The 22,803-nt window shown below is 72.8% G+C and carries 20 protein-coding genes; 10 read left to right on the plus strand and 10 right to left on the minus strand.

Going from position 1 to position 22,803, the window contains the following annotated elements; translation table 11 throughout:
- Nucleotides 1-42: 42 nt before the first annotated feature.
- A complete protein-coding gene (locus tag JXZ78_RS06685) occupies nucleotides 43-999 on the minus strand; it encodes an LLM class F420-dependent oxidoreductase (RefSeq protein ID WP_030018818.1) in 957 nt (318 codons plus the stop codon).
- Nucleotides 1,000-1,323: 324 nt separating this feature from the next.
- On the opposite strand from JXZ78_RS06685, the gene JXZ78_RS06690 reads away from it, so the two are divergent.
- From JXZ78_RS06690 to JXZ78_RS06725, 8 genes are all read left to right on the plus strand, one after another.
- Nucleotides 1,324-2,514, plus strand: a complete 1,191-nt coding sequence (locus JXZ78_RS06690) for a zinc-dependent alcohol dehydrogenase (RefSeq protein WP_030018819.1) — start codon at nucleotides 1,324-1,326, stop codon at nucleotides 2,512-2,514.
- 55 nt (nucleotides 2,515-2,569) lie between these two features.
- Complete coding sequence (locus JXZ78_RS06695; protein WP_030018820.1) at nucleotides 2,570-3,568, plus strand: SDR family NAD(P)-dependent oxidoreductase; 999 nt, start codon at nucleotides 2,570-2,572, stop codon at nucleotides 3,566-3,568.
- A 98-nt stretch (nucleotides 3,569-3,666) separates the two neighbouring features.
- A complete protein-coding gene (locus JXZ78_RS06700) occupies nucleotides 3,667-4,344 on the plus strand; it encodes an HAD family hydrolase (RefSeq protein ID WP_030018821.1) in 678 nt (225 codons plus the stop codon).
- Complete coding sequence (locus tag JXZ78_RS06705) at nucleotides 4,341-7,433, plus strand: FAD-binding and (Fe-S)-binding domain-containing protein (protein ID WP_050502222.1); 3,093 nt, start codon at nucleotides 4,341-4,343, stop codon at nucleotides 7,431-7,433. Before JXZ78_RS06700 ends, JXZ78_RS06705 begins: the two co-directional genes overlap by 4 nt.
- Nucleotides 7,434-7,580: 147 nt before the next feature.
- Entirely contained in the window at nucleotides 7,581-9,386 is a 1,806-nt protein-coding gene (locus JXZ78_RS06710) for a thiamine pyrophosphate-requiring protein (RefSeq protein WP_030018823.1), read from the plus strand.
- 78 nt (nucleotides 9,387-9,464) lie between these two features.
- Entirely contained in the window at nucleotides 9,465-10,097 is a 633-nt protein-coding gene (locus JXZ78_RS06715) for a hypothetical protein (RefSeq protein WP_030018824.1), read from the plus strand.
- A 127-nt stretch (nucleotides 10,098-10,224) separates the two neighbouring features.
- On the plus strand, nucleotides 10,225-10,557 hold the full coding sequence (locus tag JXZ78_RS06720) for a hypothetical protein (RefSeq protein ID WP_030018825.1): 333 nt from the start codon (nucleotides 10,225-10,227) through the stop codon (nucleotides 10,555-10,557).
- Nucleotides 10,558-10,572: 15 nt separating this feature from the next.
- Nucleotides 10,573-11,220, plus strand: a complete 648-nt coding sequence (locus tag JXZ78_RS06725; RefSeq protein ID WP_030018826.1) for a DNA polymerase ligase N-terminal domain-containing protein — start codon at nucleotides 10,573-10,575, stop codon at nucleotides 11,218-11,220.
- Here the strand turns inward: JXZ78_RS06725 and JXZ78_RS06730 are convergent.
- The 7 genes from JXZ78_RS06730 to JXZ78_RS06760 form a co-directional block, all read right to left on the minus strand.
- Nucleotides 11,217-12,497 (minus strand): 4-hydroxybenzoate 3-monooxygenase, encoded by a 1,281-nt coding sequence (locus tag JXZ78_RS06730; protein WP_238782716.1) that lies wholly within the window; start codon nucleotides 12,495-12,497, stop codon nucleotides 11,217-11,219. The genes JXZ78_RS06725 and JXZ78_RS06730 overlap by 4 nt on opposite strands.
- Nucleotides 12,498-12,502: 5 nt before the next feature.
- A complete protein-coding gene (gene pcaDC / locus JXZ78_RS06735) occupies nucleotides 12,503-13,753 on the minus strand; it encodes a bifunctional 3-oxoadipate enol-lactonase/4-carboxymuconolactone decarboxylase PcaDC (protein ID WP_030018828.1) in 1,251 nt (416 codons plus the stop codon).
- Complete coding sequence (gene pcaB / locus JXZ78_RS06740; RefSeq protein ID WP_050502223.1) at nucleotides 13,750-15,189, minus strand: 3-carboxy-cis,cis-muconate cycloisomerase; 1,440 nt, start codon at nucleotides 15,187-15,189, stop codon at nucleotides 13,750-13,752. Before pcaB ends, pcaDC begins: the two co-directional genes overlap by 4 nt.
- Entirely contained in the window at nucleotides 15,176-15,913 is a 738-nt protein-coding gene (gene pcaG, locus JXZ78_RS06745) for a protocatechuate 3,4-dioxygenase subunit alpha (protein ID WP_078624069.1), read from the minus strand. Before pcaG ends, pcaB begins: the two co-directional genes overlap by 14 nt.
- Entirely contained in the window at nucleotides 15,913-16,776 is an 864-nt protein-coding gene (pcaH, locus tag JXZ78_RS06750; protein ID WP_078624070.1) for a protocatechuate 3,4-dioxygenase subunit beta, read from the minus strand. The genes pcaG and pcaH overlap by 1 nt, the downstream gene beginning before the upstream one ends.
- A 72-nt stretch (nucleotides 16,777-16,848) precedes the next feature.
- Complete coding sequence (locus JXZ78_RS06755; RefSeq protein ID WP_030018832.1) at nucleotides 16,849-17,631, minus strand: CoA-transferase subunit beta; 783 nt, start codon at nucleotides 17,629-17,631, stop codon at nucleotides 16,849-16,851.
- The gene (locus JXZ78_RS06760; protein WP_030018833.1) at nucleotides 17,631-18,461 is read right to left on the minus strand and encodes a CoA transferase subunit A; all 831 of its coding nucleotides are present in this window, start codon (nucleotides 18,459-18,461) and stop codon (nucleotides 17,631-17,633) included. Before JXZ78_RS06760 ends, JXZ78_RS06755 begins: the two co-directional genes overlap by 1 nt.
- A gap of 190 nt (nucleotides 18,462-18,651) precedes the next feature.
- Between JXZ78_RS06760 and JXZ78_RS06765 the strand changes: the two genes are divergently transcribed.
- The gene (locus JXZ78_RS06765) at nucleotides 18,652-20,367 is read left to right on the plus strand and encodes an IclR family transcriptional regulator domain-containing protein (RefSeq protein WP_030018834.1); all 1,716 of its coding nucleotides are present in this window, start codon (nucleotides 18,652-18,654) and stop codon (nucleotides 20,365-20,367) included.
- 165 nt (nucleotides 20,368-20,532) lie between these two features.
- Nucleotides 20,533-21,342, plus strand: coding sequence for a bestrophin-like domain (locus JXZ78_RS06770; protein WP_030018835.1), 810 nt, complete (start codon nucleotides 20,533-20,535; stop codon nucleotides 21,340-21,342).
- Between the two features lie 40 nt (nucleotides 21,343-21,382).
- On the opposite strand, the gene JXZ78_RS06775 is transcribed toward JXZ78_RS06770, so the two are convergent.
- Together JXZ78_RS06775 and JXZ78_RS06780 are read right to left on the minus strand one after the other, a co-directional pair.
- Nucleotides 21,383-21,583 (minus strand): DUF397 domain-containing protein, encoded by a 201-nt coding sequence (locus JXZ78_RS06775; protein WP_078624071.1) that lies wholly within the window; start codon nucleotides 21,581-21,583, stop codon nucleotides 21,383-21,385.
- Nucleotides 21,580-22,416, minus strand: coding sequence for a helix-turn-helix domain-containing protein (locus tag JXZ78_RS06780; RefSeq protein ID WP_030018836.1), 837 nt, complete (start codon nucleotides 22,414-22,416; stop codon nucleotides 21,580-21,582). Before JXZ78_RS06780 ends, JXZ78_RS06775 begins: the two co-directional genes overlap by 4 nt.
- Between the last annotated feature and the right edge of the window lie 387 nt (nucleotides 22,417-22,803).

Genomic DNA, 22,803 nt, shown 5'->3' on the forward strand with positions numbered 1-22,803 from the left:
TGGTGCGTGGTGCGTGGGCAGCCGCCGTGCCGGTCCCGGTGCTCAGTCCGCCAGTTGCGGCAGCACCTTCGTACGGTAGAAGTCGAAGAATCCCCGCTGTTCCGGGCCGATCTGGTTGACATAGACGGTGTCGAACCCGGCCTCGGCGTACGCGTGCAGCGCGGACACGTGCGCGTCCACGTCGTCGCCGCAGGTGACCGCCTCCGCGACGCGTTCGGGGGTGACCAGTTGGGACGCCTGCTCGAAGTGGCGGGGTGTGGGGAGGATCTGCGGCAGTTCGCCGGGGAGCTGTTCGTTGGCCCACAGGCGGTGCGCGGTGCGCACGGCCTCGTCGCGGTCCGGGTTCCAGCAGACCTTCACGCCGCCCAGTACGGGTTTGTTGCCGCCGCCACCGCGCCGGAAGCGTTCGACGGCGTCCGCGTCGGGAGTCATGGTCACGAAGCCGTCGCCGACGCGGGCGGCCAGTTCGGTGGCGTTGGGGCCGAACGCGGAGACGTCGATGGGCACCGGTTCGTCGGGCACGGTGTAGAGCCGGGCGTTCTCCACGGTGTAGTGCTTGCCGTGGTGGCTGACCTCGCCGCCCTCGAAGAGCTGCCGCATCACCTGGACGGCCTCCTCCAGCATCTCCAGGCGCACCGAGGCCTGCGGCCAGTGATCGCCGAGGATATGCTCGTTGAGGGCCTCGCCGCTGCCCACGCCGAGCCGGAAACGGCCGTCGAGGAGCACTCCGCTGGTGGCCGCCGCCTGCGCCGTGACCACGGGGTGCAGCCGCATGACGGGGCAGGTCACCGCGGTCTCCACGGGCAGCGAGGTGACCTGGGACAGTGCCCCGATCACCGACCAGACGAAGGGGCTCTGGCCCTGGGCGTCGTTCCACGGGTGGAAGTGGTCGGAGATCCACAGTCTGGTGAAGCCGGCCTGCTCCGCCATGCGGGCCTGTTCGACCAGTTCCGCCGGGCTGTGCTCCTCGCAGGAGAGGAAGTATCCGTAGTCGGTCATCGGGGCTCCGTGCGGTCTCGACGGCCCGCGGAGGGCCGGGGTGGGTGGCTGGTGGATCGCCCCCGTGGGTGCTGCGCCGGGTAACCCTTTCGCGGCCGGGAAAACCCGCGCCGGGGCCGCCGGGGACGTGCCAGTGCCGTAGCGCTGCCGTACGCGGGCGGTACGCCGGTGGTGCATCGGCGTACCGCCCGCGTACGGAAACGATTCGGCTCGGGTGATCCGGGTACTGGAGCTGCCACGACAAGGAACACCGCTTTAGACTTGAAAGCGGCTTTTGGGTGGATGGGAACGGTGCTTCCGGCCGCCAGAACTAGGAGATCCGCGATGCGAGCGAACGTCTGGCACGGCAAGCGTGACGTCCGCGTGGAGAACGTCCCCGACCCGCAGATCAAGAAGCCGACCGACGCGGTCATCAAGGTCACGTCCAGCGGCCTGTGCGGATCGGACCTGCATCTGTACGAGGTCCTCACGCCGTTCATGACACCCGGCGACATCCTGGGGCACGAGCCGATGGGCATCGTGGAGGAGGTCGGCCCGGAGGTCACGAACCTCAGTCCCGGCGACCGGGTGGTGATCCCCTTCCAGATCGCCTGCGGCTCCTGCCGGATGTGCGCCGACGGCCTGCAGACGCAGTGCGAGACCACGCAGGTACGCGAGCACGGCTCGGGCGCCGCGTTGTTCGGGTACACCAAGCTTTACGGTTCGGTGCCGGGCGCGCAGGCCGAGTTCCTGCGGGTGCCGCAGGCCCAGTACGGGCCGATCAAGGTGCCGCACGGCCCCGCCGACGACCGCTTCGTCTACCTGTCGGACGTACTGCCCACCGCCTGGCAGGCGGTGCGGTACGCCGGCGTCGCCAAGGGCAGCAGCGTCGCCGTCCTCGGGCTGGGGCCGATCGGCGCGATGGCCTGCCGGATCGCCCGGCACCTCGGGGCCGAGCAGGTGATCGGAGTCGACCATGTGCCGGAACGGCTGGCGCGGGCGCGCCGCGACGGGGTGACCGTCTTCGACCTGGACGCCTTCGACGGCGAGGACGGGCTGCTGGAGGCCGTCAAGGACGTCACCGACGGCCGCGGCCCGGACGCCGTGGTCGACGCGGTGGGCACCGAGGCGCACGGCAGCCCCGCCGGAAAGCTGGCGCAGCAGGCCGCCGGGCTGATGCCGTCCCGCTGGGCCGAGAAGCTGATGAGCAAGGCGGGGGTGGACCGGCTGGGCGCCCTGCACCTGGCGATCTCGATGGCGCGGCGCGGCGGCACGATCTCGATCAGCGGTGTGTACGGCGGGATGAGCGACCCGATGCCCATGCTGGTCATGTTCGACAAGCAGCTCACGTTCCGGATGGGCCAGGCCAACGTGCGGCGCTGGGCGGACGACATCCTTCCGCTGCTGACCGACGAGGACCCGCTCGGCGTGGACGACTTCGCCACGCACCGGCTGCCGCTGGACCGTGCGCCCGAGGCGTACGAGATGTTCCAGAAGAAGACGGACGGCGCGATCAAGGTGCTGTTCACCCCGTGACGGGGCGGCACCTGACACGTCCGCGTACTCACGGGGCGAGGTGAAAGGACCGGTCATGCCGCATTTCGCTGCCGCACCGCCGATCGCGGGGCTGACGGCCCTGGTGACGGGCGGATCGCGCGGCCTGGGCCTGCTGATGGCGCGTCGGCTCGTGGCGCGTGGCTGCCGGGTGACGATCCTGGCGCGCGACGGGAAGGAGCTGGCGGAGGCCGCCCGGTCGCTGTCCCGTCCCGGCGGGCCGCCGGTCGGTACGGCGGTCTGCGACGTCCGCGACCGGGCGGCGGTCGAGGCCGTCGTCGAGGACGTGGCGGCGCGGGAGGGCGGGCTGGACATCGTCATCGGCAACGCCGGGGTCATCCAGGTGGGGCCGTCCGCGTCCGTGGGCCACGAGGCGTTCCACGACGCCATGCAGACGATCTTCGACGGGGCGCTCAACACGTCCCTGGCCGCCCTCCCCCATCTGCGCCGCAGTCCGGCCGGCGGGCGGCTGGCGCTGATCGGTTCGGTCGGTGGCCTGCTGGCCGTACCGCATCTGCTGCCGTACTCCTGCGCCAAGTTCGCGGTCGCCGCGCTGGCCGAGGGGCTGCACGCGGAGGAGAGCGGGTACGGGGTGTCGGTGACGGCGGTGCATCCGGGGCTGATGCGGACCGGTTCGCATCTGCACGCGCAGTTCGGGGGCGACGCCCCTCGGGAGTACGCCTGGTTCTCGGCGCTGGCGGGCACGCCCGTCCTGTCGATGAACGCCGCGCGCGCCGCCGAGCGCATCGTCTCCGGCGTACAGCGCCGCCGCCCCCGTGTGGTCCTGACCCCGGCCGCCCACCTGGCCGCGAAGGCGCACGGCCTGGCGCCCGTCACCACCACCCGCCTGTCGTCGGTCCTGGCGAGAGTCCTGCCGCGGGACGCGGTGGGCGCACCGGGCGTGACCGAGGGCATCGCGGTGGAGAACGGCGGCCAGGCCCCCGCCTCGCGGCTGCGCAAGGTGTTCAGCGCCCTCAACGACCGGGCCGCCGGGCGGTTGAACCAGTACGGGCGGGCGGCGCCGCCCGCCCGCTGACCGGCGGTCCGGCCCGGCGCACCGGGGGCCGGGCCCCGGCGACAAGGCACCACGGCCGGATCCGTACGTGACCGGCCCACGCGGAAGGATGGACACGGGTGAGCCCACGCGGAGCCGCACTCTTCGACGTCGACGGAACGCTGGTCGACAGCACCTATCTGCACGCCGTCACCTGGTGGGAGGCGTTCCGGCAGTCCGGGCACCGGGTGCCCATGGCGGAGATCCACCGGACCATCGGCATGGGGTCCGACCACCTGATCGGCCGGCTGCTCGGCGAGGACCGGGACAGCGACGAGGACGAGACGATCCGGACGGCGCACGGCACGCTCTTCGCCCAGTACTGGGAGCGGCTGGCCCCGCTCGACGGCGCCGCCGAGCTGCTGCGGGCGTGCGCGAAGCGCGGCTGGACGGTGGTGCTGGCCAGTTCGGCGCACGGCCCCGAGCTGGAGGCGATGCGCCGGGCGCTGGACGCGGAGGACGCCATCACCGCGGTCACCGGCTCCGACGACGTGTCGGCGAGCAAACCGGCCCCCGACCTGGTGCAGAGCGCCCTGGAACAGAGCGGCGTGGCCGCGGACTCCGCCGTGTTCATCGGTGACACCGTCTGGGACGTACAGGCCAGCCGCCGCGCCGGTGTGCCGTGTCTGGCGGTGCTCAGCGGCGGCTTTCCGGAGCGTGACCTGCGGGAGGCGGGCGCGCACGAGGTGTACGAGGGTCCGACGGACCTGGTCGAGCGGCTGGACAGCAGCCTGCTCGTGGCGCCGGGAAGGCGATGACGGCGGGGCCGGTCCGCGACGGGGACCGCCCCGCACCGTGGCCGGAGGAGCGCACCGCCGCGCTGGAGGCGGCGCTCCGCGCCCGCGTGGACGGCGAGGTGCGGTTCGACGCGGGCAGCCGGGGCGCGTACGCCACCGACGGGTCGAACTACCGGCAGGTGCCGATCGGCGTGGTGGTGCCGCGGACGACCGGCGCGGGCGCGGAAGCCGTCGCGGTGTGCGCGGAGTTCGGCGCGCCGGTGCTGTCGCGGGGCGGGGGTACGAGCCTGGGCGGCCAGTGCACCAACACCGCCGTGATCATCGACTGGACCAAGTACTGCGACGCGCTGCTGTCCGTGGACCCCGGCGCCCGTACGTGCGTGGTGGAGCCCGGCATCGTGCTGGACGAGCTGAACCGGCAGCTGGCGCCGCACGGGCTGAAGTTCGGGCCCAAGCCGTCGACGCACAGCCACTGTGCGCTGGGCGGCATGATCGGCAACAACTCGTGCGGCGCGTCCGCGCAGGCGTACGGCAAGACGGCGGACAACGTACGGCGGCTGGAGATCCTGACGTACGACGGGCTGCGCTGCTGGGTGGGTCCGACGTCCGAGGACGCATACAAGGAGGCGGTCGCCGGGGGCGGTCGCAAGGGGCAGCTCTACGAGGGGCTGCGGAGCATCGCCACGCGCTACATGGCCGACGTCCGCCGCGACTTCCCGGACATCCCCCGGCGGGTCTCCGGCTACAACCTGGACGCGCTGCTGCCGGAGCACGGCTTCAACTTGGCCCGCGCGCTGGTGGGCAGCGAAGGCACGCTGGTCACCGTGTTGCGCGCGGAGCTGGAGCTGGTCCCCGTACTGCCTTACGAGGCGATGCTGGTCCTCGGCTACCCGGACATCTGCACGGCCGCCGACGACGTACCGCACCTCCTCCAGCACGGCGACCCGACACAGCTGGAGGCCATAGACGGCCGGATGGCGCAGCTGATGCGGGAGGAAGGCGCCTACCTGGACTCGCTGGAGAACTTCCCTGAGGGCGACAGCTGGCTGCTGTTGCAGTTCAGCGGTGACAGCCGGGAGGAGGTGGACTCCCAGTGCCAGGCACTGCTCGACGGTATCAGCCGGTCCCAGGACGACGCGTCGGTGGCCTTCTCCGACGATCCGGGGCGGGAGCAGAAGATGCTCAAGGCGCGGGAGGCAGGGCTCGGCGTGACCGCCAGGCCGCCGGACGACCGGGAGACCTGGGAAGGCTGGGAGGACTCCGCGGTGCCGCCGGACCGGCTCGGCGACTACCTGCGGGACCTGGGTGACCTGTTCCACGAGTTCGGCTACGACCACGCGGCGCTGTACGGGCACTTCGGGCAGGGCTGTGTGCACACCCGCATCCCGTTCGACCTCAAGAGCGCCGAGGGCGTCGCGGACTTCCGCGCGTTCCTCTTCCGCGCCGCCGACCTGGTCGCCTCGTACGGCGGGTCGCTGTCCGGCGAGCACGGTGACGGGCAGGCCCGCGGGGAGCTGCTGCCGCGGATGTTCGGCGAGCGGCTGATGACGGCGTTCGCGGAGCTCAAGGGGCTGTTCGACCCGGACGACCGGATGAACCCCGACAAGGTCGTGCACCCGGCCGGAGTCGACGAGCACCTGCGCCTGGGCGCCGGGTGGCGGCCGCGGAGCCCGGACACCCGCTTCGCCTACCCGGATGACGACCACAGCTTCACCCAGGCCGTGATGCGCTGTGTCGGCGTCGGCAACTGCCGTACGCACGAGGGCGGCGTGATGTGCCCCTCGTACCGGGCGACGGGCGAGGAGGAGCACTCCACGCGCGGCCGGGCCCGGCTGCTGTTCGAGATGCTGGGCGGGCACGCGGACTCCCCGGTCACCGACGGCTGGCGCTCCACGGAGGTACGGGACGCGCTGGACCTCTGTCTGGCGTGCAAGGGCTGCAAGTCGGACTGCCCGGTCGGTGTCGACATGGCGACGTACAAGGCGGAGTTCCTCTCCCACCACTACGCGGGGCGGCTGCGGCCCGCCGCGCACTACTCGATGGGCTGGCTGCCGCTGTGGGCCCGGCTCTCCCGGCTCGCTCCCGGGCTGGTCAACGCCGCGCTGAACGCGCCGGGACTGGCCCGGCTCGGCAAGCGCCTGGCCGGGGTGGCCGCCGAGCGGGACGCGCCGGTCTTCGCGAGCGAATCGTTTGTGCAGTGGTGGCGGGCGCGCGGCACCCCCGAGCCGGACCCGGCGGACCCGCGGACGGTCGTGCTGTGGCCCGACACGTTCAGTACGTACTTCCATCCGGGCGTCGCGAAGGCGGCGGTGCGGGTGCTGGAGGACGCCGGGTTCCGGGTCGCCGTGCCGGAGCGGGCGGTGTGCTGCGGGCTGACATGGATCTCCACCGGCCAGCTGGACACCGCCGGACGGGTGCTGCGGCGGACCCTGGACGTGCTGCGGCCGTGGATCGAGGCCGGCACCCCCGTCATCGGGCTGGAGCCGTCCTGCACCGCCGTCTTCCGCGCCGACGCGCCCGAGCTGATGCCGGACGACGAGGACGTACAGCGGCTGGCGCGGCAGTTCCGTACCTTCTCCGAGCAGCTGGTCAACCATGCCCCCGAGGGCTGGCGGCCACCGTCGCTGGGCCGGTCGGCGACCGTGCAGACGCACTGTCACCAGCACGCGGTGCTGGCGTTCGACGCCGACCGGGAGCTGATGCGCAGGGCCGGGGTGGCCGCCGACGTGCTGGACGCCGGGTGCTGCGGGCTCGCCGGGAACTTCGGTTTCGAGCGCGGGCACCACGGGCTGTCGACGGCCATCGCGGAGCAGGGTGTGCTGCCTGCCGTACGGGACACGCCGCCCGGCTCGCTCGTACTGGCCGACGGCTTCAGCTGCCGTACGCAGATCGAACAGGGCGGCACCGGGCGGCAGCCCGTGCACCTGGCCGAGGCGCTGGCCCTGGCGCTCGACCGGCGGCTGCCCGCCGACCGTCCGGAGCGGACCGCCGACCGCCCGGTGCCGCCCGCGGCCGGCACCGGCCGCCTGCTGACCGCCGCCGCGGCCGCGGCCACCGGCAGCGCGCTGGCCGCCGTCACCCGTTTGCTGGTGCGCAGGCTGCGCCGCTGATCCCCGGGCCGGGAATCGTGCAACCGTTTGAGGCAGGTACGTCCGTTTGAGAACGGTCCGGTCAGCCGTGCATCCGTGGAGCCGGGGCGGGCACACGGAACACCGGGCCGGCACCCGCCGTCGCGATTTGTGAGAGGAAAGAACCGCATGACCACCAAAGTTTCCGACCACATCCTCCAGCGCCTGCGCGAATGGGACGTCGACCATGTCTTCTCCTACGCGGGAGACGGCATCAACGGCCTCCTCGCGGCCTGGGGGCGGGCGGACAACCAGCCGAAGTTCGTGCAGGCCCGGCACGAGGAGATGGCCGCGTTCGAGGCCGTCGGGTACGCCAAGTTCTCCGGCAAGGTGGGCGTGTGCGCGGCGACCTCGGGCCCCGGTGCGATCCACCTGCTGAACGGGCTCTACGACGCGAAGCTGGACCACGTCCCCGTGGTCGCCATCGTGGGCCAGACCGCGCGCAGCGCGATGGGCGGCTCCTACCAGCAGGAAGTCGACCTGATGGCCCTGTACAAGGACGTCGCGTCGGAATTCTGCGAGATGGTGACCGTCCCCGAGCAGTTGCCGAACGTCATCGACCGGGCGATGCGGACCGCGTACGCCAAGCGGACCGTCACCGCGGTCATCATCCCCGGTGACGTGCAGGAGCTGGAGTACAGCGCGCCGACGCACGAGTTCAAGATGGTGCCGTCCAGCCTGGGCGTCTCGCAGTACGCGCCGGTGCCGGCCGACGAGGAGCTGCGGCGCGCCGCCGAGGTGCTGAACGCGGGCGAGAAGGTGGCGATCCTGGTCGGGCAGGGGGCCCGGGGCGCCCGCGAGCGGGTCGAGGAGATCGCCGAGCTGCTGGGCGCGGGCGTGGCCAAGGCGCTGCTCGGCAAGGACGCGCTGTCCGACGAGCTGCCGTACGTGACCGGCGCCATCGGGCTGCTGGGCACCCGGCCCAGTTACGAGCTGATGCAGGACTGCGACACGCTGCTGGTCATCGGCTCCAGCTTCCCGTACTCGCAGTTCCTGCCCGAGTACGGGCAGGCCCGCGCCGTGCAGATCGACATCGACCCGTTCATGGTCGGCCTGCGCTACCCCTTCGAGGTCAACCTCGTCGGCGACGCGTCCAGGACGCTGGAACGGCTGACGCCGCTGCTCAAGCGCAAGAAGGCGCGCAAGTGGCGGGAGCAGATCGAGTCGAACGTCGAGCGCTGGTGGAAGGTCATGGAGCGGCGCGCCGCCGTGCAGGCCGACCCGGTCAACCCGGAGTACGTGGTGCACGCGCTCGACGCGCTGCTGCCCGACGACGTGATCCTGGCCGCGGACTCCGGCTCGGCCGCCAACTGGTACGCGCGCCACCTGCGGCTGCGCGGCTCGATGCGCGGCTCGCTGTCCGGGACGCTGGCCACCATGGGGCCGGGCGTGCCGTACGTCATCGGCGCCAAGTTCGCCCACCCGGAGCGGCCCGCGCTGGCCATCGTCGGTGACGGGGCGATGCAGATGAACGGCATGGCGGAGCTGATCACCGCGTCCAAGTACTGGCGGGAGTGGAGCGATCCGCGGCTGATCGTGGCCGTCCTGAACAACGAGGACCTCAACCAGGTGACGTGGGAGATGCGGGCCATGTCCGGGGCCCCGCAGTTCGAGGAGTCGCAGCGCATCCCGGACGTGCCGTACGCCGACTTCGCGCGCTCCATCGGGCTCGGGGGCGTCCGGGTCGAACGGCCCGAGGAGGTGGAGGGCGCCTGGCGGCAGGCGCTCGCCGCCGACCGGCCGTTCGTCATCGACTTCCGTACCGACCCCAACGTGCCGCCGATCCCGCCGCACGCCACGCTGGACCAGATCGAGGCGGCGGCGAGCGCGATCCTCAAGGGCGACCCGGAGACGGCCGGGGTGCTCAAGCAGGGCGTCAAGGCGAAGATCCAGGAGTTCCTGCCGGGCAAGGGCCACGGGGACAGCGACAAGTGACCGGCCGGTCCGGGCCCGGCGCCACCGCCGGGCCCGGGCCGCGGCCGGACCGAACGATGTGCATCACAAGGAGGACCCGTGGCCAGGTTGACGGCGTTGAAGGACTGGCGGCACTGGCGGCGGGGGCGGGCTCTGCGCCCCGCCCCCGGCGCGGACGATGTGGAGAACGCGACCCAGCGCGTGCTGATGTACGGCGTACTGCCCATGTGGTTCGTGCCCGCCGTCGCCGACTGGGTGATGCACCGGCGTACGAACATCGAGAAGACTACCGGCGTCAAGGAGTCGGCGATCCACGCGCTGATGATGGCGGAGGCCGGCGTGCCGGTGCTGGCCGGGCTGGTCGCGCGCGTCAACCCGCTGGTGCTGTCGATGATGGGCGGAGCCGCCGCCGTGCACAGCGCGACCGCCATTTGGGACGTGACGGTGGCCACCGAGGACCGCGAGGTACGCCCGGTGGAGCAGCACATCCACAGTTTCCTGGAGGTGCTGCCGCTGGCCGCCGTGGTCATCACGTCCTGCCTGCACTGGGAGTCCGTACGGGACCTCGCGCGCGGCGGAAAGCGGCCGGACGCCTGGAAACTGCTGCCCAAGGAGCGGCCGCTGCCCAAGAAGTACCTGGCCGGCATCGCGGCCGGGGTGGGCGCCTGCGTCGCCCTGCCGTACGCGGAGGAATTCACCCGGTGCGTCCGGGCCCGCAAGTCCGGCGCGTGAATGCCGGGCGGAGGTGTTCCCCGCGTTCGGCCCGTCGGGGCAGTCGCGGGGGCCGTTCGTTAGAGGCTTCCCTTCACGGGTAACCGTAGGTGTCGGGAATCGGTGTGTGAGACGAAGGAGGATCACCATGCCCGCAGGATCGAACTCCAAGCGTGAGCGCCAGTACGAGCACATCAAGGAAGGCGCCGAGAAGCGCGGTACGTCCAAGGGCCGGGCCAAGGAGATCGCGGCCCGTACCGTCAACAAGGAACGCGCCCGCTCCGGCGAGTCCAAGACCGCCAGCAAGTCCTCGACCAAGGACAGCAAGTCGGCTCCCGAGCGCGGCGGCCAGCGCTCCGGCAACCGCACCGGCTCCAAGGGCCCCACGCGCGACCAGCTCTACAACGAGGCCAGGCAGCGCGGCGTGGAAGGCCGGTCGAACATGAACAAGGACCAGCTGGCCAAGGCCCTGGGCCGCTGAGCCGGCGGACCGGCCATGGGCAAGGAACCGCTGCGGACCTACCAGTCCAAACGGCATTTCGACCGGACGTCGGAACCGCGGGGCGGCGATGCGGCGGACTCTTCGGATTCCGCCGAGGAGCCGCGTTTCGTGGTGCAGATCCATGACGCGAGCACCATGCACTTCGATTTCCGGCTGGAGGTCGACGGGGTGCTCAAGTCGTGGTCCGTACCGAAAGGGCCGTCCACCGATCCGAAGGACAAACGGCTGGCGATGCCGACCGAGGACCACCCGTTGGACTACCGCGATTTCGAGGGCGTCATCCCGAAGGGCGAATACGGGGGCGGCACGGTCATCGTGTGGGACCAGGGCCGTTATCGTCCGATGTCGCACGACAAGAAGGGCCGCGCGGTCCCCTTCGCCGAGTCGCTGGAAAAGGGCCATGCGACGTTCTGGATGGAGGGGAAGAAACTGCACGGCGGTTATGCCCTCACCCGGTTCCGCGGCGGCCCCGGCAGCGACGAGCGGGAATCGTGGCTGCTGGTGAAGTCCGACGACGCCCACGCGGACGGACAGGGCACGCCCGACCCCCGCCGGGCGCGCTCGGCGCTGAGCGGGCACACGCTCAAGCAGGTGGCCGAGGACGTGGCGGCGGAGTCCGGCGAGGACGGCCAGGACGGCTAGGCGACAGGCACGGGCACCTGCGGGATGCCCGTGTAGTTCTCGGCCAGTTCGGCGGCGGCGTGCGGGGACGTGGCGATGCGGTCGAGCTGGGAGAGCTGGAGGCGCGTGTCGAACGCGCTCTGGCCCGGGGTCGTGTGCAGCAGCGTCGTCATGAAGTACGAGAAGTGCTCGGCCCGCCAGACGCGGCGCAGGCAGGCGTCGGACCAGCCGTCCAGCAGCTCGGACGAACCGGTGTCCTTCAGGTGCGCGAAGGCGCGGGCCAGTTCCCCGACGTCGGAGACGGCGAGGTTGAGCCCCTTCGCGCCGGCCGGCGGGACGATGTGTGCCGCGTCCCCGGCGAGCAGCACCCGCCCGTACCGCAGGGGCTCGGTGACCACGCTGCGCATCGGCAGGACGGACTTGGCGCTGATCGGGCCGCGCGCCAGTTCCCAGAGGCCGTCGGTGGCGGAGCGGGCGTCGAGTTCGTCCCAGATCCGCTCGTCGGGCCAGTCGGCCGGGTCGGTGCCGTTGGGCACCTGGAGGTAGAGGCGGCTGACGGTGGGTGAGCGCATGCTGAACAGGGCGAAGCCGCGCTCGGAGTGGGCGTAGACCAGCTCGTCGCAGGACGGTGGCACGTCGGCGAGGACGCCGAGCCAGGAGTACGGGTACGCGCGCTCGTACGTACGGCGCGCGCCGGTCGGCACCGCGTCCCGGGTCACGCCGTGGAAGCCGTCGCAGCCCACAACGTAATCGCAGGTCAGGGTGTGTTCGCGGCCTGCGTGCGCATAGTGGATCACGGGTCGTGCGGTGGCCGCGCCGGTCACGGCGAGCGCCCGGGCCCCGAAGACCAGCGGTCCACCGTCGGCGAGTTGGAGACCGATGAGGTCCTTGACCACCTCGGTCTGTGCGTAGACGACGACGTTGCGGCCGCCGGTCAGGGCCGGGAGGTCGATACGGTGCGAGCGCCCGTCGTAGCGCAGCCGGATGCCGTGGTGGACGAGTCCGTACCGGTCCAGGCGCTCCCCCGCGCCGCAGGCGCGCAGCGTGTCGACGGTGCCCTGTTCCAGGACTCCGGCGCGCTGACGGCGTTCGACGTAGGCGCGGTCGCGGCTCTCCAGGACAACACTGTCGATGCCGGAGCGGTGCAGCAGCCGCGCCAGGAGCAGTCCCGCCGGGCCGCCGCCGACGATTCCGACCGTGGTCGTGGCCGGGGCGGGAGCGGCGGTACGTGGGCGGGGTGTGGCGGACGTGGGGGTGGCCCTCGGGGGCGTGGGGTGCATCGGGGGCGTGGGGTGCATCGGGATCAGCTCTCTTCGCGGTGCTCGGCGAGGACTTCGCGGTGCTCGGCGAGGACGCGGTCGGCCAGCGCGAACGCGGAGTTCGCTGCCGGGACGCCGCAGTAGACGGCCGACTGGAGCAGTACTTCGCGGATGTCCTCGGGGGTCAGCCCGTTGCGCAGGGCCGCGCGCAGGTGCAGGGCCAGTTCGTCGTGGTGGCCGCGTGCCACCAGGGCGGTGATCGTGACGCAGCTTCGGGTGTGCCGGGACAGTCCGGGGCGGGTCCAGATCTCGCCCCAGGCGTAGCGGGTGATGAAGTCCTGGAAGACGGCGGTGAAGGCGGTGGTGCGGGCGGCCGCGCGGTCGACGTGGTCGTCCCCCAGGACCGCGCGGCGGACGGCGGTACCGGCGGCGTGCCGGGCGCGGTCGTCGGTGGGGTGTTCCGGCGACGGGGAGGCCGTGAGGTGTCCGAGGAGGGCGGCGAGGACGGGTACGGGCTGCTCGGCGTTGGCCAGGTGGGCGGCCCCGGCGATCTCGGTCAGGCTCGCGGCGGGCATGCCGTCGGCGAGTTGGCGGGCGTCGGCGGGTGGCGTCGCGGGATCGTTTCGGCCCGCGACGACGAGGGTGGGCGCGCCGATCCGGGCCAGGTCGCCGCGCAGGTCGTAGGTGGCGAGCGCGTCGCAGCAGGCCGCGTATCCCTCGGGGACCACGGTCCGTAGCCCGGCCAGGAGTGCGTCCGCTGCCCGTGATCCGGCGAAGGCCGGGGTGAACCAGCGGCCGGCGGCCGTGGCGGCGACCGGCGCGAGGCCCTGTTCCCGTACGAGAGCGGCCCGTTCGTGCCACGCCGCGGGCTCGCCGAAGCGGGCGGCGGAGCAGACCAGGGCGAGGGACGCGATCCGGTCGGGGTGGTGCACGGCGAGCCAGGCGCCGACCGCGCCGCCCAGGGAGATGCCCGCGTACGCGAACCGGTCGATGCCGAGGGAGTCGGCGAGGGCGAGGACGAGGCCGCCGAGGTCGGCGACCGTGCAGGACGCGTCCGTACGGCTGGTGCCTGTGCCTGTGCCCGCGCCCGTGCCTGCGCCCGTGTTCGTGAGGACGTCGTACGGTGTCCCGCCGTGCCCCGGCAGGTCCCACCGCACCACGCGGAACCGGCGTGCCAGCGCCTCCACCTGGGGCTCCCACACCTGGAGCGAGGTGCCGAGGGACGGCCCCAGGAAGAGCGGAGGCGCGTCGGCGGGTCCGTCCTCACGGTGGTAGGGGGGAACGGGGGATGTCATACGTTCTCCTGAGCGGTCGGTGCGGCGCGGCGGGTGCCGGAGCGGCGCAGGGCACGGTCCACGAGCGCGCCCGCCGACCCCGTGTACGCGGCCGGGTCGGCCAGTTCGCGCAGCCGCGCCGCGGGAAAGGCCTCGGAGACTGCGGGATGCCGGGCGCGCAGGGCGCGGTCCAGTTCCTCGGCCAGGCCGGTGCCCTCCTCGGCCGTCCGGCGCGCCACGTCGGTGAGCAGCCGTTTCGCGGTGTCCCGCCCGAGGCGGGCGCCGAGTACGGCCGCCAGGCGCTCGGCGACGACCAGTCCGCCGGTCGCGGCGAGGTTCGCGCGCATCCTCTCGGGGCGCACCCGTAGGCCCGCGGTCAGTTCGGCGGCGTCCCGGGCCGCGCCGCCCACCAGGCGCAGGGCGTCGCGCAGCGGCTGCCACTCCGCGTGCCAGGCCCCGGCCGACCGTTCGTCCTCGGCGGCCAGCGACCCGTACAGCACCCCGGCCAGGGCCGGGACCTGCCGGGCAGCGGCGGCGATCAGGGTGGCCCGTACCGGGTTGGACTTGTGCGGCATGGCGGACGAGCCGCCGCCGCTGCCTTCGGCCAGTTCCGCGGTCTCCGTGCGGGACAGTGCCAGCACATCGGCGGCGACCTTGCCGAGGGCGCCGGCGGTGTGGGCCAGTGCGCCCGCGAGGTCGGCTACGGGGGTGCGCAGCGTGTGCCAGGGCAGGTCGGGCTCGGCGAGGCCGGTCTCGGCCGCGTACGCGGTGAGCAGCCGCAGCCCGAGGTCCGTGCCGGGGCCGGAGTCCGGCTGCAAGCCGTCGGCCTCCGCGAACGCGTGGAATGCCGCGAGGGTGCCCGCTGCGCCGCCCAACTGGGCGGGCAGCGCGGACCGTACGGCGGTGAGCCGGTCCCGGGCGTCCAGGACCAGCCCGCGCCAGCCCGCCGCCTTGAGGCCGAAGGTGACCGGTACCGCGTGCTGAGTGAGCGTACGGCCCGCCATCGGAGTGTCGCGGTGTTCGGCCGCCAGCCGTCCCAGGGCCGCGGCGGTCTCGTCCAGATCCGCGAGCACGGCTTCCAGCGCGCGCGAACAGACCAGCATCGTGGCGGTGTCGAGGATGTCCTGGCTGGTGGCGCCGCGGTGGACGTACGCGGCGGCCCCGGCGTCACGCGCGGCCACGGCGGTGGTGAGCGCGGCGACGAGCGGGATGACCGGGTTGCCGCCGGAGCGTGCCCGTACCGCGAGGTCGCGGGGATCGTAACGGTCGGCTTCGCCTGCCGCGGCGGTGACGGCCTCGGCCGCCGCGGGCGGTGCCAGACCGACCGTCGCCTGCGCCCGGGCCAGGGCCGCTTCCGCGTCCAGCAGGGCCCGTACGTACGCGGCGTCGCCGGTGGCGGCCTCGACGGCGGAGTCCGCCCGGCCCGGCGCCAGCAGACCGTAGTCAGCGGAACTCAAGAAAAACCGTCTCCTCGCACTCCTCGCCGCCTGCCGCTGCACCGTTTCCGGCGTCGGCCGCCTGGAGGCGGATGTCGAAGCGGTACCGGCGCTCCCCGTCGGCCCGCGCGACCAGCGTGCGCGCCCGGTGCGCGGGCAGCCGGGAGAGCAACGGGTCGGTCGCGTGGGCCGCCGCGTCCTCGGGGAAGTAGATCCGGGTGAACAGATGGTGCAGCAGGCCGCGGGCGAAGACGCACACCGCGATGTACGGCGCCGCGTCCGGGCGGCTCGCGGGAGCCGTGGCGGGCAGGGTGCGCAGGACGTAGCGGCCGTCCACGCCGGTGGGCACCCGGCCGAAGCCGGTGAAGTCCACGCCGTCACGGCCGACGACCGCGCCGGTCGCCGGGTCGCGGCGCAGTGAGCCGGGCGCGCCGCGCAGGCTCCCGTCCGGGCCCGCCTGCCAGAACTCCAGCAGCGCGTCCGGCACCGGCTCCCCCGCGCCGTCCACGACCCGGCCGTACAGGGTGACGGTGTCGGGGTGCCCGGCAGGGGCCATGTCGCCGCCGCCAGGGAACGGCAGCGCGTAGCCGTAGAAGGGGCCGATGGTCTGGGAGGGGGTGGGGGCGAGCTGCCCGGGCGCTTCCGGATTCTCCGGCTGGTCCTGGACGGCGCCGGGCTGCTGCGGTACGCCTTCGCGGCAGGGCGTGGACCCGTGCGGCGTGGCCTCGTGCGGGCTCGCGGACATCAGCGGTCCTCCTCGGTCCAGGTGACGGCCGGTCCGTCCAGCACGATGTCCCAGCGGTAACCGAGGGACCACTCCGCGCGGGCGAGCTCCGGGTCGTACGCGCAGACCAGCCGCGCGCGGGCCCGCGGGTCGGTGCACGAGGCGAGGATCGGGTCGTACGGGAACAGCGGGTCGCCGGGGAAGTACATCTGGGTGACCAGCCGCTGGGTGAAGGCGGTGCCGAAGAGCGAGAAGTGGATATGGGCCGGGCGCCAGGCGTTGTGGTGGTTGCGCCACGGGTAGGCGCCGGGCCGGACGGTGGTGAACGTGTACCGGCCCGCGTCGTCCGTCAGGCAGCGGCCGACGCCGGTGAAGTTCGGGTCGAGCGGCGCCGGGTGCCGGTCGCTCCGGTGGGCGTACCGGCCGGCGGCGTTGGCCTGCCAGATCTCGACGAGCTGGCCGCGCACCGGGCGTCCGGCGCGGTCCCGTACCCGGCCGGTGACGGTGATCCGCTCGCCGAGCGGCTCGCCGGCGTGCTGCCGGGTGAGGTCGGCGTCCAGGGCGGTGACGTCGGTGCCGCCGAAGACGGGCCCGGCCAGTTCGACGGCCTCCGGGTCGCGCAGCGCTTCGATCGTCGCCAGGGGCTGGACGGGGTGGCGCAGCCGGGTGCTGCGGTACGGGGCGAAGTCGCGGCCGGGGTGTGCGGGTACGGGGCCGCCCGCCGTGCGGGCGTGGGCGGCGGCCGTGTGCAGTGCGGCGATCTCACGGTCGATGGCGGACTGCGGTTCAGGGCCGGGAGGTGATGTCGCCGGTGCTGCGGCCGGGTCCGCGTGGGCGGTGGCGGCCGGGGGTGCCGGGGCGACGGATGCGCTGGGTGGAGTCATCGCGTGTTCTCCAGGGGTAGAGCCTGTGGTGGCTGCGTACCGGCGATCCGGGCACCGGAGGCGCCCAGTGGGTCATGATGCCCGCCCGCCGGCTGCTTTGAGGGCGCGCAGGGCGGACAGTTCGGCGTCGGTGGGCGCCTGGGTGACCGTCAGGTCCGGTGCGACGCGCAGGTCCCAGCCGGTCGCCTCCCGCGCCTGCTCCGTCGTCACCCCGGGGTGCAGCGCGCTCAGGACGAGTTCGGCGGTGTCCGGGTCGGGGCGCAGGACGCCGAGGTCGGTGATGACGGCGGTGGGCCCGGCGCCGCGCATGCCGAGGGCGGCGCGGTCGCCCGGTCCGGCGCCGTGCCCGACGGTGGTGACGAAGTCGAGTGCGGGCACCAGGTTGCGGCGGGTGTGCCGCAGCACGATGAGCACCGCACCGCAGTTCGCGGCGATCTCGGGGGCGCCGCCCGCGCCGGGCAGCCGGCCTTCGGGCCGGTCCGGGCCGCGGTCCACGACGGTGGTGTTGATGTTGGCGAACCGGTCGAGCTGGGCGGCGCCGAGGAAGCCCACGTCGATCCGGCCGCCCTGGAGCCAGTAGTTGAACATCTCCGGCACCGACACCACCGCGTCGGCGGTGTCGGCCAGTTCGCCGTCGCCGATCGACAGCGGCAGCCGGGTCGGCCGGGAGCCGATGGTGCCCGACTCGTACACCAGGACCAGGTCCGGATTGACGGTGCGGCGCGCCAGGTTGGCGGCCGTGCTGGGCAGCCCGATGCCGACGAAGCAGTTCCGCGCGCCGGCCAGCGCGCGGGCCGCGTTGACCTCCATCAGCTCGTCGCGGCCGCAGCGCGCGGCGCCGTCCGTACCGCTCATCAGGACCCCTCCCGTACGTTCCGCACGTTCCACACGTTCTCGTCGAGCCACCGCAGGAACGTGTCCCGGTCGCGGGAGACGGCGTCCCACCGCTGGTAGAAGTCGTTGTCCCGGACCGAGTACCCGGCCGCGTACGAGGGGTGGGCGCCGCCGGGCACGAGCGCGACGGCGTCGATCACCCAGCCGGGCAGCACCACCGAGCCGGGCCGGGGCTCCAGGGCGCCCTCGACGATCTCCTCGACGGTGACCAGCACCCGCCCGGCGGCCAGCACCGCTTCCTTCTGCACCCCGGTCAGGCCCCAGAACTGCACGTTGCCGTGCCGGTCGGCCTGCTGGGCGTGGACGACCGTGACGTCCGGGTTGAGGGCGGCCACGGCGGCCAGTTGCTCGCCGGTGAAGGGGCAGGTGACGGTGGCGACCGTGTCCGTACGGCCGGGGATGCCGCTGCCGCGGTAGCCGCGCAGGACCGCGAACGGCAGCTTCGAGGCGCCTGCGACATAGCGGTTGGCCATTCCCGCGTGGCTGTGTTCGTCCAGCTCCAGCGGGTGCGGCCAGCCGTTCTCGACCGCGTCGCGGAAGCGGTGCAGCGAGCCGACACCCGGGTTGCCGCCCCAGGAGAAGACCAGTTTGCGCGCCGCGCCCGCGCCGATCAGCTGGTCGTGGACCACGTCCGGCGTCATACGGGCCAGGGTCAGGCCGGTGACGCCCTGCCGGATGATCTCGTGCGCCGCGGCGAAGGGGATCAGGTGGGTGAAGCCTTCCAGCGCGACGGTGTCCCCGTCGTGGACCAGGTCCCGCACGGCGTCGTGCAGGGAACGGATGTCGGCCATGTCCTCGCCCTCGCGTCGTCCCGGGTGCCGGCGCCCGGCGGGCCTCCCCACCGCCTCGCCGCACCCCCCTTGTTCGCCACGTGAACTTCCGTTCATAATCGGCGTGCCCCGAGTGTGATCCCCGCCCCCAGCCCTGTCAACGGGGCTGCGAGTACGGTTCCGGCGAGACGTCCGCACCGTGGAGAGCCCCATGACGCACCCCGCCACCGACACGCCACCGCCGCCGCCAGCGCCGCCCCAGGCGGCGGTGGGTCCGCTGATGCGCGGCCTGTCCGTGCTGCGCGCGCTCTCCGCCGACAGCGGCGGGCGGCAGGCCGTCGGCGACCTGGTCCGCGCGACCGGGCTGGCGCGCTCCACCGTCGACCGCGTCCTGAGCACCCTCGCCCGCCTGGGCCACGTACGCCTCGAAGGCCGGGACGCGGTGCTCGCCCCCGGCCTGCTGGAGCTCGGCAACGCCTACCTGGCCGCCTCCGAACTGCCCGACCGGCTCGCCCCGGCCGCCGACCGGCTCGCCGACGCGCTCGACGAGTCGGTCTCGCTCGCCGTACCGGACGGTGACGGGGTGCGCTTCGTGCACCAGGCGACGCGGCGGCGGGCGATGTCGCTCGCGTTCCGCATCGGCGACCTGCTGCCCGCCGAACGGGGCGCCGTCGGCGCGCTGTTCGCCGTCGACTGGGACGAGGACGCCTGGCTGCGCTGGCGGCAGCGGCGCGCGGCGGACCCGACGGACGCCGGGTTCCCGGCCGTACCGCCGCGCCGGTACGAGGGTGACGGCACCGGACCGGCGGACGTCGCCGCGGACTTCACCTCCCGCGTCGAAGCGGCGCGGGCCGCCGGATGGTCACTGGACGACCAGCTCATCGAACCGGGCCTGGTCGCCGTCGCCATGCCCGTACGCGACCCCCGGGGCCGCCCGGCGTGCGTGGTGAGCGTCGTCAGCCACACCAGCCGGCTGACCGCCGGCGACCTCCCCGCCGCCGTCCTGCCCCGACTGCGCGAAACCGTCGCCGAGATGGAACGCTCGCTGGCCGCCCCGGCCCCGTCCGCCACCGCCTCCCCGCCCGGACCGTCCGCCGCCGCCACCCGGCACGCCTCCTGGACGCGCGCCTCCAAGCAGGAACTGGGCCCCGAGTTCGTCGAGTCCCTGGCCCGCGGCCTGCTCGCCCTCTCCGCGTTCGGCACCGGCCGGGCCGCTCTGCCCCTGACCGCCGTAGCGGAGGCCACCGGTCTGGCCCGTGCCACCGCGCGGCGCGCCCTGCTCACCCTCGAACACCTCGGCTACCTCGCCACGGACGGCCGCCTCTTCCGCCCCACACCGAAACTCCTCGAACTGGGTTTCGCCCCGCTCTCCGGGCTGGCCCTCTCCGACATCGCCCGGCCCCACCTCGCCCGGCTGGTGGAGCAGGTGCACGACTCCGCGTCGATGGCGGTGCTGTCCGGTACGGACATCCAGTACGTCGCCCGGGTCCCCACCGTACGGATCATGAGCATCAACATCACCGTGGGCACCCGCTTTTCCGCGTATCCGACCTCCATGGGCCGCGTCCTGCTCGCGGGCCTCGCCCCCGTGGCACGCGCGGCCCACCTCGCCCACGCCGACCTCGCCCCCCTCACCCGGCACACCGTCACCTCCCCCGAGCGCCTCGCCGCCCTCCTCGACCAGGTGCACGACGACGGGTACGCCTTGGTGGACGAGGAGTTGGAAGAGGGCCTGCGCTCGATCGCCGTCCCCGTACGCGACCGGCACGGCCGCGTCGTCGCCGCCGTCAACATCTCCACCCACGCGGGCCGCCGCTCCCCCGCCGAGGACCGCGACGCCTTCCTGCCTCCACTCCGCACGGCCGCCGCCCGCATCGAGACGGACCTGCACACGGCGGGACGGTATCTGCGGGTTCCGCTCGCCTGAGCGGGCCAAAGGTGCCGGCCCACTACCGCCGACGGGCCCAGGAGCGGGCACTCGTAAGAGTGACCGCCCGGGCGAGCCCGTATGCCCGTCGTCCCCGCCAGGCAAAGGCACCGGGGACAAAGACCACCGGCATCGAGCCCTGACCCCGCTCCCGGAGACTCCCCCATGCTCGTCACCATCGTGGTGGCCGTCGTCGCCCTGATCCTCGGCCTGATCGCCCACCACTTCCTGCGCCGCCACGACTCCGAGGCCGACGACGTGGGGCTGTCGGTCAAGGAACTGATCAGCCCGGTGCAGACCCTGACCGTACTGATCCTCGCCTTCGTCCTGGCCACGGCCGCCGGTTCCTACAACAGGGCGGAGGAGGCCGTGCACAGCGAGGCCAACGCGGCCGACCACCTCGCGGAGACGGCGGAGTTCCTCCCCGACGCCGCCCAGCGCCACCGGGTACAGGCCGATGTCGTCTGCTACACCCGCGCGGTGCACCACTACGAATGGCCGGCCATGAACGACGGGCACCCCGCCGCCGAGCCCAGTGTCTGGACCGCCGACCTGCGCAGCGCGTTCAAGGACATCGGCACGGACCAAGGAGCCTTCGGCATGCTCGTGGGGGCGGACGACAACCGGGCCAAGGCCCGCCAGGCCCGGCTGACGGAGTCGACCGCGGCGGTTCCCGCGGCGATCTACTGGTTCATGCTCGTCCTGCTCTCCATCACCGTCATCTCCCTGTGCCTGTGCATCCCCAGACGCCGCAACCAGCCCCAACTGGCCACCCTGGCCATGGCGACCGCCCTGCTCACCGCCACCCTGCTGCTCGTCCACGACGCCGAGCGGCCGTTCGGCGGAGCCATCTCCGTCGATGCCACCGCCATCACCGACGTCGAACAGCAAGCCACCCGCGACTTCCACGCGGACGCTCCCGGAGCCGCCTTGCCGTGCGACGACCGCGGGCACAAGAAGGACAGCGGCGCCTAGACGTACTGCGCGGGGCTCGCGGTCCGATCAGCCAGTTGATTCAGACGGCAGCCCGCCGAGCGAACTCGACCAACCCGGCGAAGGCAGCGGGATGCAGCATCAGGACCGGACCGTCCGGATCCTTGCTGTCACGAACGGGAACCACGCCGCGCGAGGGGACGAGGTTGGGGGCGACCTCTATGCAGTCGCCGCCGTTGTTGCTGTATGAGGATTTGGCCCAACGGGGGGATTCGGTGGTCACGGGGCGCCCTTTCGTACCTGCTTGATCATGGCCACAGATGCCGCCTGCGACAGCGCTTCGGCCTGCAACTGATGGTAGGCCGTCAGCACGGGCACCACGGAGGTACTCTCCCGGTCCAGGTTTCCCTGGGCCTGAGACTCGGCGTAGCAGATCAAGGACCGGTCCGGCAGCGTCAGGATGTTGACGGGCAGGTCAAACGTGCGGCGCTCCCCTATCTCGTACGGCGCGACCTGCAACAGCGTGTTCGGCAGGTCGGCGAACTCGACCAGTCGAGCCAACTGCGCGTCCATGACAGGGGAGCCGCCGACCTGACGACGGATACAGCTTTCGTCCATGGTCACAAACACCATGGGCGGCCGAGGTCGCTCCAGCATGGCCTGGCGCCCGGCCAGAAACGCGACTCGCTCATCCGCCTGTTCGGGCGTGATGGCGCCCCTCCGCACGGCGCTGTCCGCCAGCACACGTGCGTACTCCGGTGTCTGCAACAAACCCGGGATGATCCCGATGTTGTACAGCCGGATCTCCACTGCTCGGCCTTCAAGCCCGACGTACTCCGGAAACCCTTCCAGCAAACTGCCGTGTCTGATCTCGCGGAACTCGCGTTCGAATGTGTCCATGTTGTCTTCGAGCCCGAGCGCCCTGTCTGCACTACGCGAGAACGGGAGGGTCGGAGGTTTGCGACCAGTTTCGACCGCCGAAATATGCACGCTGGAGTAGCCCATGCGCCCGGCCAGCTCGTCCTGTGTCCAGCCGCGCCCCTCCCGCAACCCGCGTAAACGCGCCCCGAAGGCGGCTCGGGGGCTACTGTCCGGCTCCAACTCCTTGCGGTTCAAGGGGGAATCACCGACCTTTCATGCCGAATCGACAGGTTGAAGGGTGCCCGACACTGGGCCACGCTGACTCTTCCCGGTAGTGCAACCGCTACGAAGAGGAGCACAGTTGTCCCAGGACCACACGCGTCCGCCCCCGCCGCTCCGCAGTGATGCCGACCTGCGCACGGCTCCCGACAGTGGCCGGCCCATGGTCGAACTCGAACCGATCGTGCGCCCCGGCTGCTGCGTCTGCACTGCGGCGGAACGGATCCGGACGCGCGCCCGGCGCGACGGTCGCACGGGGGCGGTCGCCGACGCGAATCGGATCATGCGGCAGCACCCCCACCGGAGCGACACGTGACCCGGCTGCCGGAACTGCCGGGGCTGGACGGCGTACTGGTCCGGCCA

The organism is Streptomyces monomycini (assembly GCF_022271435.1).
In the GTDB taxonomy this organism is placed as follows: Bacteria; Actinomycetota; Actinomycetes; order Streptomycetales; family Streptomycetaceae; genus Streptomyces; species Streptomyces monomycini.

Coding starts and splice junctions, on each gene's coding strand:
- JXZ78_RS06685 (WP_030018818.1), bottom strand. CDS start 999: ATGACCGACTACGGATACTTCCTCTCCTGCGAGGAGCACAGCCCGGCG.
- JXZ78_RS06690 (WP_030018819.1), top strand. CDS start 1,324: ATGCGAGCGAACGTCTGGCACGGCAAGCGTGACGTCCGCGTGGAGAAC.
- JXZ78_RS06695 (WP_030018820.1), top strand. CDS start 2,570: ATGCCGCATTTCGCTGCCGCACCGCCGATCGCGGGGCTGACGGCCCTG.
- JXZ78_RS06705 (WP_050502222.1), top strand. CDS start 4,341: ATGACGGCGGGGCCGGTCCGCGACGGGGACCGCCCCGCACCGTGGCCG.
- JXZ78_RS06710 (WP_030018823.1), top strand. CDS start 7,581: ATGACCACCAAAGTTTCCGACCACATCCTCCAGCGCCTGCGCGAATGG.
- JXZ78_RS06720 (WP_030018825.1), top strand. CDS start 10,225: ATGCCCGCAGGATCGAACTCCAAGCGTGAGCGCCAGTACGAGCACATC.
- JXZ78_RS06725 (WP_030018826.1), top strand. CDS start 10,573: ATGGGCAAGGAACCGCTGCGGACCTACCAGTCCAAACGGCATTTCGAC.
- JXZ78_RS06730 (WP_238782716.1), bottom strand. CDS start 12,497: ATGCACCCCACGCCCCCGATGCACCCCACGCCCCCGAGGGCCACCCCC.
- pcaDC (WP_030018828.1), bottom strand. CDS start 13,753: ATGACATCCCCCGTTCCCCCCTACCACCGTGAGGACGGACCCGCCGAC.
- pcaG (WP_078624069.1), bottom strand. CDS start 15,913: ATGTCCGCGAGCCCGCACGAGGCCACGCCGCACGGGTCCACGCCCTGC.
- pcaH (WP_078624070.1), bottom strand. CDS start 16,776: ATGACTCCACCCAGCGCATCCGTCGCCCCGGCACCCCCGGCCGCCACC.
- JXZ78_RS06755 (WP_030018832.1), bottom strand. CDS start 17,631: ATGAGCGGTACGGACGGCGCCGCGCGCTGCGGCCGCGACGAGCTGATG.
- JXZ78_RS06760 (WP_030018833.1), bottom strand. CDS start 18,461: ATGGCCGACATCCGTTCCCTGCACGACGCCGTGCGGGACCTGGTCCAC.
- JXZ78_RS06765 (WP_030018834.1), top strand. CDS start 18,652: ATGACGCACCCCGCCACCGACACGCCACCGCCGCCGCCAGCGCCGCCC.
- JXZ78_RS06770 (WP_030018835.1), top strand. CDS start 20,533: ATGCTCGTCACCATCGTGGTGGCCGTCGTCGCCCTGATCCTCGGCCTG.